We start from the raw sequence: 16175 nt of genomic DNA on the forward strand, positions 1-16175 counted from the left end.
TCAACCGTGTCTTGCAGCCGTCGCCGCCGGCTCGGCCGACCTGGGCGCCGCAGCCGCGAACTGACGCGTCGACACGAACACCGCGACCAGGCCCAGCGCCACGGCCGCAGCCGCCACCAGCGCCGGCACACCGGGGCCGTGCACGAGCGCCAGTGTGCCGACCACCCCGGCGACAGCCTGACCGGCGTAGATCGCCGAGGTGCCGGCCGCGATCCGCACCTCGACCTCAGCGAGGCACTGTCAACCCATCCTTGCCGTCAACCGGCAGTCGTGGCCTGAAGGCCGACGCCGCGCTCGTCGGTCTCGCCCGCGGCCCACGCGTCCACCCACTCGCTGACCAGGTGCAGCACAAGCAGGTGCATCTCCTGGATACGCGCGGTCGTGCTCGACGGGACCAGCAGCGACACGTCGGCGTGCTCGGCCGCCTTCCCGCCCGAGCCGGCGGCGAAGAGCACCGTACGGGCGCCCACCTCCCGCGCGGCGGCCAGCCCGGCCACGACGTTCGCGGACATGCCGCTGGTGGTGAACCCCGCCACGACGTCGCCTGGCCGGGCCAGCGCGGTGGCCTGCCGGGCGAACACGTCGCCGAAGCTGTAGTCGTTGCCGATGCAGGTCACCACGGACGGGTCGACACTCAGAGCCACGGCGGGCAGCGGACGGCGTTCGCGCTTGTAGCGGCCGATCAGCTCCGCGGCCAGGTGCTGTGCGTCGGCGGCACTGCCGCCGTTGCCGAACGTGTAGAGCCGTCCCCCGGCCGCGAACGTCGTACACAGCAGTTCGCCGAGCTCACCGACCCGCGCCAGCAGGGGCTCGACCGCCCGCGCCGTGTCCACGTGGTCGGCAAGCTGCCTGGCCAGAAGGTCATGCATCACCAGGAACTCCCTCGTCGGCGGTGTTCGTCGCGGCCGCCACCGCCGCCGCCACCTCGGGGGTCGCGGACTCCGCACCGGCAGGCTCGAGGGAGGGCTCGGTGGCGGACTCGGTGGCGGACTCGAGAGAGGGCTCCGTGTCGGCGAGCGGGTCTTCGAGCAGGTCGATCTCCACGACCGGCCGGTCGGGATCGAACGGCACGAGGAACGACCTGATCTCGTGCGGGGCGAAGGTCGCGCTGACCGTACGCCCGGCGAAGCCGAGGTCCAGGCTCCACGCGGCCGGCACCCCTGCCGACTCGTACGCCCGGACGACCAGGCCGTCACCGTCCTCGGCACGCTTCAGCACGGTCGTGACGACGGAGCCCGCCCTCCCGTGCTCACCCTCCACAGCGAACGACGCCGTCGCCGGTCGCACGCCCGGGTGGAACGACTCGTACGCCGGCTGGGCGGGTTCGGTCAGCTCCGCCGCCAGCCGGACGACTCCGGCGTCACGCCAGTCACCCGCATGCGGCACCAGGAGGTAGCGGAACGTCTGCCGGCCCTGGTCCTGGTAGCTGTAGAGCCCGTCAGGCTCGAGTTGACGCGGCTCGTGCCAGGCGTAGACCGGGCTCCGCGCCGCGGTGATGCCGATGTCGGAGCCGCTGACGTCGTACGCCGACTTGGCGTCGTTGACCACGGCCAGCCCGGCCCGGGTGCCGTTGGCGTGCGTGCCACTCACGTCCACCCAGGACTGGCCGGGTTCCTCCGCGCCGTCGGCCGGCCGGGTGAGGTGGCCGTACGGAATCTCGTACGCCGCCGAGGGATCCTGCAGACCGACCGGGAACCGCAGCTTCAGCAGCCGGAGCTTCTCCTGCCAGTCCAGGTCGACCCGCACCTCGAGATGCCGGGCGTCCGCACCGAGCATGATCTCCTCGACCAGCCTGGAGCGTTCGTACGTGCTCTCCACCCGGACGACGGTGCGCACCGGCCCGCTCTCCACGATCCGGGCCGAGGTGCAGGTGAACGGCGTACCCGGGCCGGCGTAGGAGACCACCCGGTGACCCCAGGTGTCGGTGGGGTCGTCGGTGACCACCGTGTGCGGCGCGTCCACTCCGGCCATCAGGTCGACGCCGGTCGCCTTGTCCAGCAGGGTGCGCAGCCAGCCGGTCGCGGGATCGACCTCGGCCCGCAGGTGAGCGTTCTCCAGCACCGGCGCGGAGGCGGGCCCGCGCACCGCGGAGCCGTGATCGCCAACGGAGCCAGGCGCCTGCGAGCCCGGCCGGATCCAGTACAGCCGGTGTCCCAACGGTGGAAGGTCTGCCGGGAACGCGATCCGCTTCGGGTTGGAGGTGGTGGCCAGCGGGCGGGTGGACTGCGAGGGCACCGGCTGTCCCGCGTCGTCCTCCACCCACGGACGCTCGATGGCCAGGCCGAACTCGCACTCGACGTCGGCGCGGACCCGCCACGGATGAGGGTTGAACACCAGCACCGGCTGGGTGCCCTCACGGAACGGGATATCCGTGTCACGCGCCAGCGTCTGCAAGGCGAGGTTGACAGTACGCCGCGCGATGGACCGGGCCTCGCCGAGCTGGTCGCGGGCGTCGTCGTAGGCAGGCTCGATCGACGTACCGGGCAGGATGTCGTGGAACTGGTTGAACAGCACCTGCTTCCACGCGTGCGTGAGCGACTCGTGTGGATACGGCGTGCCCGCGACGGCCGAGGCCACGCTCGCCCAGCGTTCGGCCACCACCAGCGCGTGCTCGGCGGACCGCATCCACGCCTTGATGCCGGAGTGCGCGGCGTAGCAGCCGGCCGCGTGGTGCTGGAGGTCGCCGCGCCACACCGGAAGCTCCACCCCGGAGGCGAACACGTCCTCGACGTACGCGAGCGGGCTGGACAGCCGGAGTTCGCCGTACGCACCGAGCCGGTCCAGCCGGTGCACGCTGTCGATGTTGTCCTTGGTGGGGCCGCCGCCGTGGTCGCCGACGCCGTAGAAGACCATCGCCGAGTCGAGCCCCGGCGGTAGCTGGGCCATCGCCTTGTCGGTGTGGTGGGCGATGTCGGCCCGCGGGCTGCAGTACTCGTGGGGAATGCGGTAGGCCAGCACCCGGGATCCGTCGGCTGCCTCCCACCAGAACGGGTTGCCGGGCAGCTGCGCCTCGTGCGGGCCCGGGCGCAGGAAGCAGTACGCCTCCAGCCCCTGCTTGCGCAGGATCTGCGGAAGGGTCGCGTTGTGGCCGAACGGGTCGGCGTTCAGCCCGACCGTGGCGGCGACCCCGAACTTCTCCCGCAGGTAACGCTGGCCGAGCAGGCCCTGGCGTACGAACGACTCACCGGTGGGCACGTTGCAGTCGGGTTCGACCCACCAGCCGCCGACGTTGACCCACCGCCCGTCCGCGACCCGCTTGCGGATCTCCTCGAACAACGCGGGGTCGGCCTCCTCCACGAAGGCGAGCAACGCCACCTGATCACAGGTGAAGACGAAGTCGGGATACTCCGCCATCCGGTGGATCGCCGACCAGAACGTCGCCCGGGCCTCCTGGAACCCCTCCGGCCACTGCCACAGCCACACCGGGTCGATGTGGGCGTTGCCGATCATGTGCAGGAGCCGCGCGGGCGCGGCCGCTGGTCGAGACATTGGCGGGTGACTCCTCGGGGGGCGGGGTTGTGCGGGCGCAGCAGCTGGCATCGTTCCCACACGAACGTAGATGGCTCCCGCGATCTACGTCAACGCGCCGGCTCGGCGTCCACGTATCAGCCGGATCTACGCCGGTGAGGGCGTACGCCGGCGGCCCGGCCGGGCGGTGGATCCGCGCACGATCAGCGGGCAGTCCAGCCGGGTGGTGCGCGGGCGACCGGGTTTGGCCATCCGGTTCAGCAGCAGCCGGGCGGCCCGGGCACCCAGCTCCACCGACGGCTGGGCGACCGTGGTGATGCCGGGACTCACCATGCTCATCCACGGCGAGTCGTCGAACGCCACGAACGACAGGTCGTCGGGGATGCGCAGGCCCAGCCTGGCCGACTGCCGCCAGACCGCCTCCGCCACGACGTTGTTGGCCGCGAACACCGCCGTCGGCCGGCGCCGGCGCGACAGCAGTTCGCCCACCTTCCCCTCGATCTGGGCGGGCTCGAAGCCCACCGCCTCCACCCCGTCGGCCGGCACCTCCCTGCCCGCGGCCGCCCAGGCCTGGTGGTAGCCCCTGATCCTGCCCGCGCTGGTCGTCCACCCGGTCTCGTTGACCAGCAGGGCGATCCGCCGGTGGCCGAGCCCGAGCAGGTGCTCGGTGAGCTCGCGCGCGCCGGTGACGTTGTCGACCAGGACCGCGTCGCACTCACCCCGGCAGAACTGCCGGTCGATCTCGACGAGGGGTACGCCGTGGCGGGCGACCAGCCGGCTGGCCGCCGCCGACACCGGCGTGACCAGCACACCGGCGACCCGCATCGCGAGCACCGTACGCGCCGCGGCCACCTCCTCGGAGTCGCTGCCGGTGTCGTCGACCAACACGATCGTGTAGCCCTGTTCCCGCAGCACCGAACTCGCCCCCGCGGCGACCTCGGCGTAGAAGCGGTTGCGCAGGTCGGACACCAGCAGGCCGACGGCGGGGGTGTGCCGGGCCTTGAGGCTGCGGGCGTTGCCGTCGGGTACGTAACCGAGTTCCTCCGCCGCGAGCTGGATGCGTTCGCGGGCGGCCGGCGCGACGTACCCACGGCCGGTGAGCCCGCGCGAGGCCGTCGAGCGGGACACCCCTGCCCGCTGGGCGACGTCGGCCAGCGTCGCCCGGCCCGGCGCCTCCGGGATGACCGGTGGCGTGGGCACGGCCGGCGCGGTGGCGCTCGGGACGGCGGCCGGGGCGACCTCCAACGCGGCGGCATCGGCGCGTCGACGCGACTGGGGCACAAAACCTCCTGAGGGAGCGGGTGGCCGCAGGTGGACGCCCTCCCACGTTCCCCCGCAGCCGGAAAAATGCCGACATCTCGGCATGGACTACCGGACGGTAGCCACCGGCTCGATGGAGCGTCAACGTTCGGTGACCGGCGACGGCGACTTTGTGGCCTGCCGATCGCGCAGTTGGGCGGTGCCTCCCCCGTCCCGGAAGGCGCCCGGCGGAACTCCCCAGTGCCGGCGGAACGCGGTCGTGAAGTGACGGACATCGGGGTAGCCGCACTGCCGGGCGATCTCGGCGACGGCGGCGTACTCCCCGTCGGCGGAGTGTTCGAGCAGCCGCTGGGCCGCGATCTCCAACCGGAGCCGGGTGAGGTACGCGTGCACCGTCGTGCCCGTCTGGGCCCGGAACAACCGGCCTACCTGCCGCTCACCCAGGTGCACCTGGGCGGCGACGTCGCGGACGGACACCGTCCGGTCGTAGTTGTCCTGCAGGTAGCGCACCATCGTGGCGACGGTCCGCTCGTCGCGGCCGGCCGGGTCCGCGGTGGGCCGCGGGCGCAGGTGGGGTTCGTCCACCACGGCCCGCGCCGTCTCCACCACCAGGGCGCCGGCCAGCGCCGACAGCAGTTGCTCGTACGCCGGACCGGGCGCGGCAGCCTCGGCGGCGAGCAGGCCGAGGACCGCCGGGATCCGCTCCGTCGCCTGCGACAGCGCCCGCGTACCCGGCGCCGCGAACAGCTCCAGCACCTCGCGCCCCTCACTCCGCTCCGGGATGACCGCCGGGGGTCGGCGGGTGCGGGCCGGCACCAGCGTGTACGACCAGAAGTGGATGCACAGCGGGTCGTCGGTGTCGGACACGATCTCGTGCACGTCGCCGGGACGCGCGACGAACAGCGTCCCCGGGACGACCACGTGCTCCTGCTCACCGGCCCGGAAGACGCCCGTGCCGGCGTAGGCGTAACAGATCTCGAAGAACGAGTGCGTGTGCAGGTAGTTACGCCACGGGCGCGGTTCGTAGTAGCCCCAGTAAAGGAACTCGGCGCGATGCCCGGCCACGTCCACACCGACGCGCGCGGAGGTCAGCGACGCGAGCGCCCGGCCGTTCGCCGGCGGACCGCTCACATCGCTGCCGCGGCCGTGCCGCGCGAGGTCGGGTCCACGCCGCGAAGGATCATGCCCTGGCCGAGCGAGTGGGTGTGCAGGTCCTCGGTCGGCCGGTCGGCCGGGTCGCGGTACTGCACCAGCAGCGTCGTACGTGCCTCGGAGGTCGTGTTCACGCCCGAGCCGTGCACCGTGAGGTAGGTGAAGAACAGCACGTCGCCGGCCTCCGCCTCGCACGGCACCGCCTTGTCCAGCGGCCATTCAGCGAACGGCAGGTGCCAGCTCCCCTCCGCCTGGTGGACCAGTGGGCCGTCGCGGTGGCTGCCCGGCACCACGCGTACGCAGCCCTTCTCCAGCGGGGCGTCGTCGAAGTGGAAGATCGCCGCTCCCACCGAGTGCTTCGCGTGCGGGAAGAACGGGTGGTCCTGGTGCATCGGGAACGGCGAGCCCTTCTCCGGCGGCTTCACGAACAGCTTGGTGTGGTGCAGCTGGACGTTCGGCGTACCCATCACCGCGGCGGCGACGTCGGTGAAGCGCGGGTCGACCAGCAGCTTCGAGAACGCCGCGGCGTGGAACTGCACGTCGTGGCAGTGCTTCAGCTCGGTGCGCTCCCCCATGCCGAGGTGCCGGGCGCTCTCCCAGGTGGGGTCGGCGTCGCGGTTCAGGCGTTCGATCAGCGCGTGGCTCTCCTCGCGGTAGGCCCGCGCCTCCGCCCTGTCGAGCAGGCCCTTGACGAGCACGTAGCCGTTTTCGGCGTACGCGGCGGCGTAGGACGCGAGCTGGGGCTCGTCCACCATGGGGGTTCCTCCTGCGGTTCGGGTGGGAGTACGTACGCATCTGCGACGCGTCCGACGGTAGGCGTCACGCGCTCGGCGTCCGCAGGGCCTGGACGGACATCCTTGTTGAAAAACCGGACACGCCGCGGCCCGCCCGCCGGTCCCGGACGGGTCGCACACCACCCGATCAAAGCGTCGGGGAGAGCAGAGCGTGTCAGCGCGATGTCGGTGGGTATCTCCAGCCTCCCGGTGTGCACCCCCAAGACGCCTGGGCCGACGAGTCCTTTGCCGAGTCTGGTGACGGCAAGGGCGTCTACGTGGTGGCCGCCGCATTGTTCGAGGGCGAACTGAATCATGTCCAGCACATCCCGACAGCCGGTGAAACCAGGCCTGGCATGATCGCCCGAGAACGAGCTGCCCGAACGACCATGGGGGAACGATCCCAGGACTGTGAGGCACCGATGCCGGATCCCGGCCTGCGCGGGCTCGCCCGCCCCGACGGAACGTTCGTGATGGTCGCCATGGACCAGCGGGAGTCGCTGCGCGGCATGCTCGCCCAGACGTCCGGCCGCACCCCGGACGCGGTGCCGGACAAGGAACTACGCGAGTTCAAACAGGACGTGGCGGTCACCCTGGGCCCGGAGGCGTCCGGGTTCCTCGCCGACCCGGAGTTCGGCGCGGAGATCCTCGCCGGCAGTCCGTCGCCAGGACCGGACACCGGGCGGATCGTCGCCGCCGACCGGTTGTCGAGCCGACCCGGTGAGGTGGTCGGAGACGCGGTGTTCGACGAGACACTGGACCTGCCGGGGTACGCCGCGCAGGGAGTGGTCGCCGCGAAGTTGCTGATCGTGTGGCGCGAGGACGGACGCTCCGACGAACGCGTGGCCGACGCGGCCCGGTTCGTCGCCGCGTGCCGGGACGCGGGGATGCCCAGCATCGTCGAGGGTGTCGTACGCCCGACGGAGGAGCAGCAGGCGAGCGGCACCTTCGACCGGGAGGCGACGCTGCTGCGGTGCGCGCGGGAGCTGGGCGTGGCCGAACCCTCCCTGTACAAGGCGGAGGTTCCGTACTTCGGCCGCGGCGACGCCGACCGGATCACCGCGGCCGCGGCCGAGCTCACCGGCTCCATCGGCTGCCCCTGGGTGGTGCTGTCCTCCCACGTCGAGCGCGCCGATTTCCCGGCCGCGGTGGCGGCGTGCTGCCGAGGCGGCGCCTCCGGGATGCTCGCCGGCCGTGCCCTGTGGACGAACGCGCTGCCGGCGGCGGACAGGACGCGGCTGCTGCGCGAGGAGTCCGTGCCGTACCTCCGCGAACTCGCCGCGATCGTGTCCGCGAACGCCCGCCCCTGGACGGACGCATGAGCAGGCTGGTCTTCGTCGGTTCGGTGAACGACGACGCGATCGCGGTCGTACCCCACCTCCCGGGGCCCGACCAGCGGCTGCTGGCCGAGGCGCTGGTCCACGCGGGCGGCGGCAACTCCGCCACCGCCGCGGTGGCCGCCGCCCGGCTCGGCGGGGACGTCGCGTTCGTCGGGCCGATCGCCGAGGACCCGACCGGCGAGCGCATCGTCGCCGACCTGACCCGCGAGGGCGTCGACGTGTCCGGAGTCGTTCCCGTCCCCGCCGGTGCCGGCGGCGCGAGCGTTGTCCTCGTCGACCGCTCGTCGGGTACGCGCGCCATCTGCACCCGGCCGCTGCCGGCGTTCGAGCTGGGCCCGCGCGCACGGGACCTCGTGGCGGGAGCCGCATGGGTGCACCTGGACCACCTGGGCTGGCCGGCGACCCGGGACGTGCTGATCCAAGGCTCGGACGGCTCCGGGCGGCCGAGGATCTCGGTGGACGCGGGCAACCCGATCCCGGGCTTCCACCCGCGCGGCGTGGATCTCTACGGCCCGACGGTCGACCGTCTTCGACTGACGTACGGCGACCAGCCGGTGGACGCGCTGCTGGAACACGCCCGGGCCGACGGTGCCGGCCTCGTGGTCGCCACCGCCGGTGCCGGGGGCGCACACCTGCTGCCCGCGAGCGGTCCGCCGGTGCACGTGCCCGGATTCGCCGTCGAGGTGGTGAGCACGCTGGGAGCAGGCGACGTGTTCCACGGTGCGTTGCTGCTCGCCGTCGACCGCGGGCTGGACCTGCCGGACGCCGTACGGTACGCCAACGGCGCGGCGGCCCTGGCCTGCCGGGCGATCGACGGGCGTTCGGGCATCCCCACCCACGACGAACTGACGAGTTTCCTCACGTCTCGGCCTTGAAGGTCCGTCCGAGCCGCGGCCCCGCACCGAAGTAGTGCCGGAACACGTACAGCAGCGGGTGCCACCGCCTGGTGTCCACGTGATTCGTCCCCGGGACGGTGATGTCGTCGGCGGCATGCACCCGGCGGACGAGCGTCTCCACGATCCGGAAGCCGCCCTCGGTCCCCGGCCTGATCGAGACGACCTCGGCCTCCAGGTGCAGCGGGCATTCGGCGACGCGCGGCGGGCGGACCGTCTCGGCCGGGAGCGGGGTCAGCCCGGAGGCGCCGAACTTGTCCGGCTCGTGGCGGTATCGGTCGGCCTTCGCGTCCGGGACCGGGTGGCGGCCGGTCAGCGGAGCCAGCCGTTCCACGCTTTCCCACAGGTCCGCCGAGGGGAGGTTGAGGACGCACTCGCGTTCGCGTTCGAGGTTGGGGACCGCCTGACCGGTGTCGCTCAGACCGAGGACGACGGTGGAGCCGAGTGACCACGCCGACGACATCGGCGTGATGTTGGCCGATCCGTCCGGGTTGGTCGTGGTGACCAGGACGACGGGAGTGCCGAAGTACAGAACCGAGGGCGTGATCGTCCGGTGGGCGGACATTGCGAGCTGGGTCGACTGGACGGACATGGCAGGGACGCTAGGGCCGGGTCTGTTCGGGCCGGCCCGAAACGTGTCGTGGGTACGGTGGCGGCATGCCCGCCGAAGTGGACCTCGCCCGGATCGCCGGCCTGCTCGCCGACCGCAGCCGCGCGGCCATGCTCCTGGCGATGTTCGACGGGCGAGCCTGGACCGCCGGCGAGCTCGCCCGGGCCGCCGAGATCGCCCCGTCGACCGCCAGCGAACACCTCGCCCGGCTGCTCACCGGTGGCCTGACGACGGTCGTGACGCAGGGCAGGCACCGGTACTTCCGGCTGGCCGGCACCGAGATCGCCGAGGCGATCGAGCCCCTCCTGCAGATCGCGCCGCCGACGCCGGTCACCAGCCTGCGTGCCGCCTCCCGCGGCCGGGCGCTCGCCGCCGGGCGTACCTGCTACGACCACCTCGCCGGACGAGCCGGCGTCGCACTGGCCGACGCACTGCGTGCCCGCGGCATCGTCACCGACGATCCGGCGCTCACCCCGGTGGGCCGGGACGCCCTCACCGAGTTCGGCGTCGACGTGGCCGACCTGGCCCGCGGGCGCCGCCCGCTCGTCCGCGACTGTCTGGACTGGACCGAACGCCGCAGCCACCTCGCCGGCGCGGTGGGCGCCGCCCTGACCGAGCGGCTGTTCGCGTTGGAGTGGCTCACCCGGGTGGGCAGCGGACGCGGAGTCCGGGTTACCGAGGCAGGCAAGGACGGGTTGCGTACGACGTTCGGCATGGCGCCGCTGCCCGAGGTCGCCTGACCGCGCGCGGGTGACCACGTGATCACCCGCCCGGCCGGTCCACGCCGTTTCCCCCACCTGTTTCTCCCACCTGTCTCCCTACCTGCGAGCGCGAAGATGGGTTAGGCTGCCGCGCATGCAAAGTCACGTGCTGCAGTGGTGGTGGCGCCCCCTTCCGGCGGCCGCCCCGACCTGCGCATCCTGACGCATTCGCAAGCGACGACCGCCCTCACCGGCGGTCGTTTCTCGTTGTCCGGCACGTAGTACGCGGACACAGAGCCACCGGTGCGGGCCCTCCCGAGAGGCCGACCGACGTGCTCGAAACACCCAAGCCCGCCACGACCGCATACGTCACCGCCGGCGGCGTGGCGGTCACCCGTACCGACACTCCCGTCGAGGAGAGCGTCCTCACCGAGCTGGTCGCCGACCTCGACAACCGCCGTGGCGCGGTGCTGTCGTCCGGCGTCGACTATCCGGGCCGCTACAGCCGTTGGCACCTCGGCTACGTCGACCCGCCGATCGAACTCGTCGCGTACGCCCGGCGGATCGAGGCGCGCGCACTCAACGAACGCGGCATCGTCCTGCTGCCCGTGGTGGCCAGCGCGATGGCCGGCACCGGGGAGGTCGTCCTCGACGAGAAGTCGCGCTTCGCGGTCGACGTTCCCGAGTCGGCCGGTTCCTTCACCGAGGAGGAGCGCAGCCGGCAGTCTACCGTCTTCTCCGCATTGCGCGCGGTGGTCGCGGCGTTCGCCAGCTCGGTCGACCAGCATCTCGGGCTGTACGGCGCGTACGGCTACGACCTCGCGTTCCAGTTCGAGCCGGTACGGCTACGACACGACCGCACGACCGACCCGCACCGGGACCTCGTCCTGCACCTGCCGGACCAGCTCGTCGTGGTGGACCGCAAGCGGGAGACGAGCGTGCGGTACGCGTACGACTTCGAGGTGGACGGACGGACCACGGCCGGTCTGGCGCGGCAGACCACTCCCACGCCGCGGGCCGCCGCACGGCCGGTGCCCCCACCGCCCGAGCCCGGCCGCTACGCCGGCATCGTCCGCACCGCACGGGAACGCTTCCGGCGCGGCGACCTGTTCGAGGTGACTCCGAGCCACGTGCTCAGTGGTCGCTGCGACTCGCCGGCCGCCTTCTACGAACGTCTGCGTACGCAGAACCCCGCGCCGTACGAGTTCTTCTGCAATCTCGGCGAAGGCGAGTACCTCGTCGGTGCCTCACCGGAGATGTACGTCCGCGTGAGCGGCGACCGGGTGGAGACCTGTCCGATCGCGGGGACGATCCGCCGGGGCCGGGACGCCCTGGAGGACGCCGGCCAGATCGCGACCTTGCTCAACTCCACCAAGGACGAGAGCGAACTCACCATGTGCACCGACGTGGACCGCAACGACAAGGCGCGGGTGTGCGTACCTGGCAGCGTACGGGTCATCGGCCGTCGTCAAGTCGAGCTTTACAGTCGGCTGATCCACACGGTCGACCACATCGAGGGCAGACTGCGGCCGGGCATGGACGCGTTCGACGCGTTCCTGACCCACATGTGGGCGGTCACCGTGACCGGCGCACCGAAGCAGTGGGCGATGCAGTTCATCGAGGACGCCGAGTCCGCGCCCCGGCGTTGGTACGGCGGCGCGGTCGGGTTCGTCGGCTTCGACGGATCGATGAACACCGGGCTGACCCTGCGTACCGCTCACGTCGAGAACTCCATCGCGAGCGTGCGCGCGGGCGCCACGCTGTTGTACGACTCCGACCCGGACGAGGAGGAACGCGAGACCCTGCTCAAGGCGCAAGCTCTCCTTGACACGATGTCCGAGCCGGATCCGGGTCCGCGCAGTGGGGCCTGCGGTGATGGCCCGGCCGCTGCCGTGACCGATGGGGGCGACGCCGTCGGTGCCGGCACGCGCGTACTGCTGGTGGACCACCAGGACTCCTTCGTCCACACGCTCGGCGACTACTTCCGCCAGCACGGCGCGGACGTGGTGACGTTGCGGTACGGCTTTCCTGCCGAGCAACTGGACTCACTCGCGCCCGACCTCGTGGTGCTGTCACCAGGCCCGGGCCGGCCCGCGGACTTCGACTGCACCCGCCTCCTGGCGGCGGTGGAGGCTCGCGGACTTCCGGTGTTCGGTGTGTGTCTCGGCCTCCAGGCGATGGTGGAGTACGCCGGCGGCACTCTCGACCTGCTTCCCCGGCCTGCGCACGGCAAGCCGGGGTCGGTGCGGGTCGTGACCGACGGCGCGGGCGAAGGAATGCTTGCAGGGTTGGGCTCGTCGTTCACCGCCGGGAGGTACCACTCGCTGTACGCGTCGCCGGCGAACGTTTCCGGATTCGAAGTCGTGGCGGTCACCGACGATCCGGGTGGGGCGCAGGTCGCGATGGCCATCGCGGACGACGTTCGACGACGCTGGGCGGTGCAGTTCCACCCGGAGTCGATTCTCAGCGCGACCGGACGCGCGGGCCATCAACTGGTGGCGAACGTTCTGCGTCTGGCTCGTTCCTCGGACCGCCGCCCACTGGGAGTCGGACCCGCCTAGGCGGGAACCCCCCTTTCCTGTAAGGGAAATCGCGCCTGTGGACGAGGGGGTTGTTGTCGGTGGTGGCCGGTAGGGTTCGAACATGTCTTCGAGGTTCCAGGTGTCTTCCGGTGTTGGGGGTGGCGGTAGGCCGCCGCATCCGTTGCTGGCTGCCCTGGAGTTGCTGGCCGCTGCCAACGACGTGGTGTTGTCGACGTCTGTGGCGTCGCTGACCGAGGAGCAGGCCGGTCAGGCGCTGGAGGTACTGGGTAGGGAGATCGCCCGGCTGCAGGCGGCCCAGCTGAAGGTCGTCCGCCAGGCCGAGGCCTGCGACGTCGGCAAGATCACCGGTGCGCCTAACGCGGCGGTGTATTTGCGGACGGCCCTGCGGATGAGCAAGCACGAGTCCTCGGCTGTGGTGGGGTTGGCCCGCGACCTGGACAGGGAGGTGCCGTCGACCGGGGAGGCGTTGGCTCGGGGTGCGGTGTCGGTGCGGCAGGCGCAGGTCATCGCCGATGCGGTCAAGAAGCTCCCCGACTACGTGGGTCCGGAGGAACGGGTCGAGGCGGAGGGGTTCCTGATCGGCAAGGCCCGGTTCCACAACCCCGACGAGCTGCGGGTGCTGGGTACGAAGCTTCTGGAACGGGTCGCGCCGGAGGAGTACTACCGGCAACTGGGCGAGGAACTTGCCAGGAAGGACCGCACAGCCGAACAGAAACGCTCCCTGCGCTACTCCCCGAACGGGGTCCAGCAGTCGGAGTCGGTGCACATCACGTTGCCGGCGTGGGAGATGGAACTGCTCCGCAAACTCATCGAACCCCTCGCCGAACCCGTCAAGGGAGCAGACCCAGACAGGCGGCCCATCGACCAGCGCCGCGGCGACGCGTTCGCGGAGTTGTTGAGCCTGCTCGCCGCTGCGGCGAAAGCGCCCGTCCGTGGCGGCAGACCACCACAGGTCGCGGTCACCATCCCACTCGACACCCTCCTGAAGGGCACCGGTGCAGGGACGGTCGACGACACCGCCACCGTGATCCGTCCCAGGCCCTGCACCTGCCCCTGCACAGACCCCAGGTACGCCAAACAGAGCACCAAGAAGCCCGCCAACACCGAAGAGCCGACATCAACGGAAGCCGGAGGTCAGGAGGAAGGCCAAGTAGGTAAGGAGAAACGACCATCGTCCGGCACCGGCGCGCTCGCGGACGGGATACCACCACCGCGAGAACCCGGCCAGCACCCACAATCAGATATCGGGGATCCGGAGAGTGACGCCGAACCCGAGAAGGGTGCTGCGGGCCCGGGGACTGCCATCGACCCGCACGACGGGTGCCCGACGTGCGGAGGTGGCGGGTCAGCCCGCTACCTCGGTGTCGACGGCAAACCCATCTCGGTCGCCACCGTGCGCCGGCTCGCCTGCGAGGCCGACCTGATCCCCGTCGTACTCGGCGGGGACGGGCAGGTGCTCGACCTCGGCCGCTCCGACCGTTTCTTCAAAGAACACCAACGCCGTGCACTGGCCATCCGCGACGGACACCACTGCAACTTCCCCGGCTGCCAGATCCCCGAACCACGCTGCGTCACCCACCACATGACCGCCTGGGACCACGGCGGCCCGACAGACCTCGCCAACGGCGTACTCCTGTGCCGCCACCACCACGTCACCGTCCACCACAAAGGCTGGCAAGTCCGCATGGGCACCCACGGCCACCCCGAATACACACCCCCGGAATGGTCCGACCCGCAGCGACGCGTCCTCCGCCCCTGAAGTGCCCAGGCCGCACAGCAATCTAGGCTGAGCGACCGTGCAGTACTTCGTCTACGGCCGTGACCGCCCGGGCGCGTACCCGCTCAAGGTCCGTCTGAGCAACGAGCACTGGGATTTCATGGATCGGTACGCCGATCGGCTGATCGCCCGTGGCCCCACACTGACCGGCCACGACGACGAGGCGGAGTCCACGGGCAGCCTGCACATCGTGGACCTCCCGGACGCAAGGGCTGCCCGCGACTTCGCGTACGAGGAGCCGTACTTTCGCGCGGGGGCCTTCGAGTCGGTCCTGCTGTGCCGGTTCGACAACGTCCTCGGACGCACGATGTGGGACTTCACCGGCGCCACCAAGGGCTACGCCCGGTATCTCCTGATCGCCATGGACGCCTCCGAGCCGGCGCCGATCACCTCGCCACAGCTGATCGTGTACGGCGGGCTGTCGACTCTGGACGGCGAGACCCGGCTCGGCCGGGCGGCGGCCGTGGAGGCACCGAACCCCCAAGCCGCGGGAGCCCTGCTCCCCGCCCAGAGCGGCGTCCACACCGAGGTACGTCCCTGGCGCTTCGGCGGCAGGCCGGTCGGCACAGCGTGAGCAGCCCCGGCCCTACCCGGAGAACCGGCTGATCAGGGCGGCCATCCGGATGTCGTGATCCTCAGCACGTAGCCGGCCGTTGCGCATCAGGGTGACCAGCCCGTGCAGTGCGCTCCAGAAGGTCTCGGTCAACACGTCCGGACTCTCCTCGCCCGCGAGTGGCCGCAAGGTCTCGCGGAGTTCGGCGAAGCCCTCCTGCAGGGGAGGCGGCGACTTGGGGCTGGCGAACGGCAGGTCGACAGGGAGGGTGAACATCGCGTCGTACAGCGCGGGGCGACGTTCGGCGAAGGCGGCGTACGCGGCGGCGACGTCAGCGAGGGCATCCCGCGGACTCGGCGCCGACGTACGAGCGGCGCGAAGCTCGGCCGCCAGCTCGGCGAAGCCCTCCACCGCCACCGCGGCCATGATGGCGTTCTTTCCCTTGAAATGGCTGTAGAGGACGGGCTGGCTGTACTCGATCTCGTCGGCGAGCCGCCGAGTGGTCACCGCGTCCCAGCCCTCGGACTCGGCCAACTCACGCGCGGCCGTGACGATCAGGCGTTCCCGCTCGGCCCGCTCGCGTTCCCGGCGCTCCTGGATCGGCATACCCGAAGGCTAGCACCGCTAGCAATCCTGCCGCTGGCATGTTAGCGTCACTCTGAAATCTAGCGGCGCTAGCAGAAGGAAGTCGCCATGCTCACCTACCTCGCCTACGGGCTCGCCATCGTTCTCGACCTGTTTGTCGTCTTCATCGGCGCGCGGTTCCTCCTGGTGCCTCGCGCGGCGGCGGCCGGTTACGGCGTCCCGGCCAAACAGGACGGCGATCCGGCGTACCTCACCATCAAGGGGCTGCGCGACGGAACCTTCGGCCTCGTTGGCCTCGCGCTGCTCGCGTTCGTGGGTGCGCAGGCCGAGGCGTGGTTCATGCTGGTGGTCGCCATCGCGCCGATCGGAGACATGCTGATCGTGCTCCGCCACGGCGGAAGTCGGGCAATCGCGTTCGGCGTCCACCTCGCCACGGCCGTGGTCGTCCTCGTCAGCGCGGCGCTCCTGTTCGCGGTCTGAGTGCCTGCGATCCTCGAACCCCACAAGGTTTTCCGCACTG

At 71.3% G+C, this 16175-nt stretch carries 15 protein-coding genes; 7 read left to right on the forward strand and 8 right to left on the reverse strand.

Features of this window, described 5'->3' with window-relative positions; translation table 11 throughout:
- The 6 genes from BLU27_RS05120 to BLU27_RS05145 form a co-directional block, all read right to left on the reverse strand.
- A complete protein-coding gene (locus BLU27_RS05120; protein ID WP_092651019.1) occupies positions 1 to 219 on the reverse strand; it encodes a hypothetical protein in 219 nt (72 codons plus the stop codon).
- 38 nt (positions 220 to 257) lie between these two features.
- A complete protein-coding gene (locus BLU27_RS05125) occupies positions 258 to 869 on the reverse strand; it encodes a D-sedoheptulose-7-phosphate isomerase (RefSeq protein WP_092651021.1) in 612 nt (203 codons plus the stop codon).
- Positions 862 to 3489, reverse strand: coding sequence for an alpha-mannosidase (locus BLU27_RS05130; protein WP_092651023.1), 2628 nt, complete (start codon positions 3487 to 3489; stop codon positions 862 to 864). Before BLU27_RS05130 ends, BLU27_RS05125 begins: the two co-directional genes overlap by 8 nt.
- Positions 3490 to 3615: 126 nt before the next feature.
- Positions 3616 to 4749: a LacI family DNA-binding transcriptional regulator gene (locus tag BLU27_RS05135; RefSeq protein WP_241827788.1), complete on the reverse strand. Its 1134-nt coding sequence runs from the start codon at positions 4747 to 4749 to the stop codon at positions 3616 to 3618.
- A 120-nt stretch (positions 4750 to 4869) separates the two neighbouring features.
- Positions 4870 to 5859 (reverse strand): AraC family transcriptional regulator, encoded by a 990-nt coding sequence (locus BLU27_RS05140; RefSeq protein ID WP_092651027.1) that lies wholly within the window; start codon positions 5857 to 5859, stop codon positions 4870 to 4872.
- On the reverse strand, positions 5856 to 6635 hold the full coding sequence (locus BLU27_RS05145) for a phytanoyl-CoA dioxygenase family protein (protein ID WP_092651029.1): 780 nt from the start codon (positions 6633 to 6635) through the stop codon (positions 5856 to 5858). The genes BLU27_RS05140 and BLU27_RS05145 overlap by 4 nt, the downstream gene beginning before the upstream one ends.
- Before the next feature lie 440 nt (positions 6636 to 7075).
- Here BLU27_RS05145 and BLU27_RS05150 point away from each other — a divergent pair, with 440 nt between their 5' ends.
- Together BLU27_RS05150 and BLU27_RS05155 are read left to right on the forward strand one after the other, a co-directional pair.
- Complete coding sequence (locus tag BLU27_RS05150; protein ID WP_157728245.1) at positions 7076 to 7975, forward strand: hypothetical protein; 900 nt, start codon at positions 7076 to 7078, stop codon at positions 7973 to 7975.
- Positions 7972 to 8868, forward strand: a complete 897-nt coding sequence (locus BLU27_RS05155; RefSeq protein ID WP_092651032.1) for a carbohydrate kinase family protein — start codon at positions 7972 to 7974, stop codon at positions 8866 to 8868. The genes BLU27_RS05150 and BLU27_RS05155 overlap by 4 nt, the downstream gene beginning before the upstream one ends.
- Here the strand turns inward: BLU27_RS05155 and BLU27_RS05160 are convergent.
- Positions 8852 to 9478, reverse strand: a complete 627-nt coding sequence (locus tag BLU27_RS05160) for a flavin reductase family protein (protein WP_241827789.1) — start codon at positions 9476 to 9478, stop codon at positions 8852 to 8854. The genes BLU27_RS05155 and BLU27_RS05160 overlap by 17 nt on opposite strands.
- A gap of 65 nt (positions 9479 to 9543) precedes the next feature.
- On the opposite strand from BLU27_RS05160, the gene BLU27_RS05165 reads away from it, so the two are divergent.
- The 4 genes from BLU27_RS05165 (at position 9544) to BLU27_RS05180 (ending at position 15091) form a co-directional block, all read left to right on the forward strand.
- Positions 9544 to 10236 carry a winged helix-turn-helix domain-containing protein gene (locus BLU27_RS05165; RefSeq protein WP_092651034.1) on the forward strand — a complete coding sequence of 231 codons (693 nt, stop codon included), beginning with the start codon at positions 9544 to 9546 and terminating at the stop codon, positions 10234 to 10236.
- Positions 10237 to 10529: 293 nt separating this feature from the next.
- Positions 10530 to 12758, forward strand: coding sequence for an anthranilate synthase component I (locus BLU27_RS05170; protein ID WP_092651036.1), 2229 nt, complete (start codon positions 10530 to 10532; stop codon positions 12756 to 12758).
- An 82-nt stretch (positions 12759 to 12840) separates the two neighbouring features.
- Complete coding sequence (locus BLU27_RS05175; protein WP_092651038.1) at positions 12841 to 14499, forward strand: HNH endonuclease signature motif containing protein; 1659 nt, start codon at positions 12841 to 12843, stop codon at positions 14497 to 14499.
- Between the two features lie 37 nt (positions 14500 to 14536).
- A complete protein-coding gene (locus tag BLU27_RS05180; protein ID WP_092651040.1) occupies positions 14537 to 15091 on the forward strand; it encodes a YciI family protein in 555 nt (184 codons plus the stop codon).
- Between the two features lie 12 nt (positions 15092 to 15103).
- On the opposite strand, the gene BLU27_RS05185 is transcribed toward BLU27_RS05180, so the two are convergent.
- Positions 15104 to 15676: a TetR/AcrR family transcriptional regulator gene (locus BLU27_RS05185; RefSeq protein ID WP_092651042.1), complete on the reverse strand. Its 573-nt coding sequence runs from the start codon at positions 15674 to 15676 to the stop codon at positions 15104 to 15106.
- Positions 15677 to 15763: 87 nt separating this feature from the next.
- Here BLU27_RS05185 and BLU27_RS05190 point away from each other — a divergent pair, with 87 nt between their 5' ends.
- On the forward strand, positions 15764 to 16135 hold the full coding sequence (locus BLU27_RS05190; RefSeq protein WP_092651044.1) for a DUF4267 domain-containing protein: 372 nt from the start codon (positions 15764 to 15766) through the stop codon (positions 16133 to 16135).
- The last annotated feature ends 40 nt before the right edge of the window (positions 16136 to 16175 follow it).

This window comes from Actinopolymorpha singaporensis (assembly GCF_900104745.1).
Classification (GTDB): Bacteria; Actinomycetota; Actinomycetes; order Propionibacteriales; family Actinopolymorphaceae; genus Actinopolymorpha; species Actinopolymorpha singaporensis.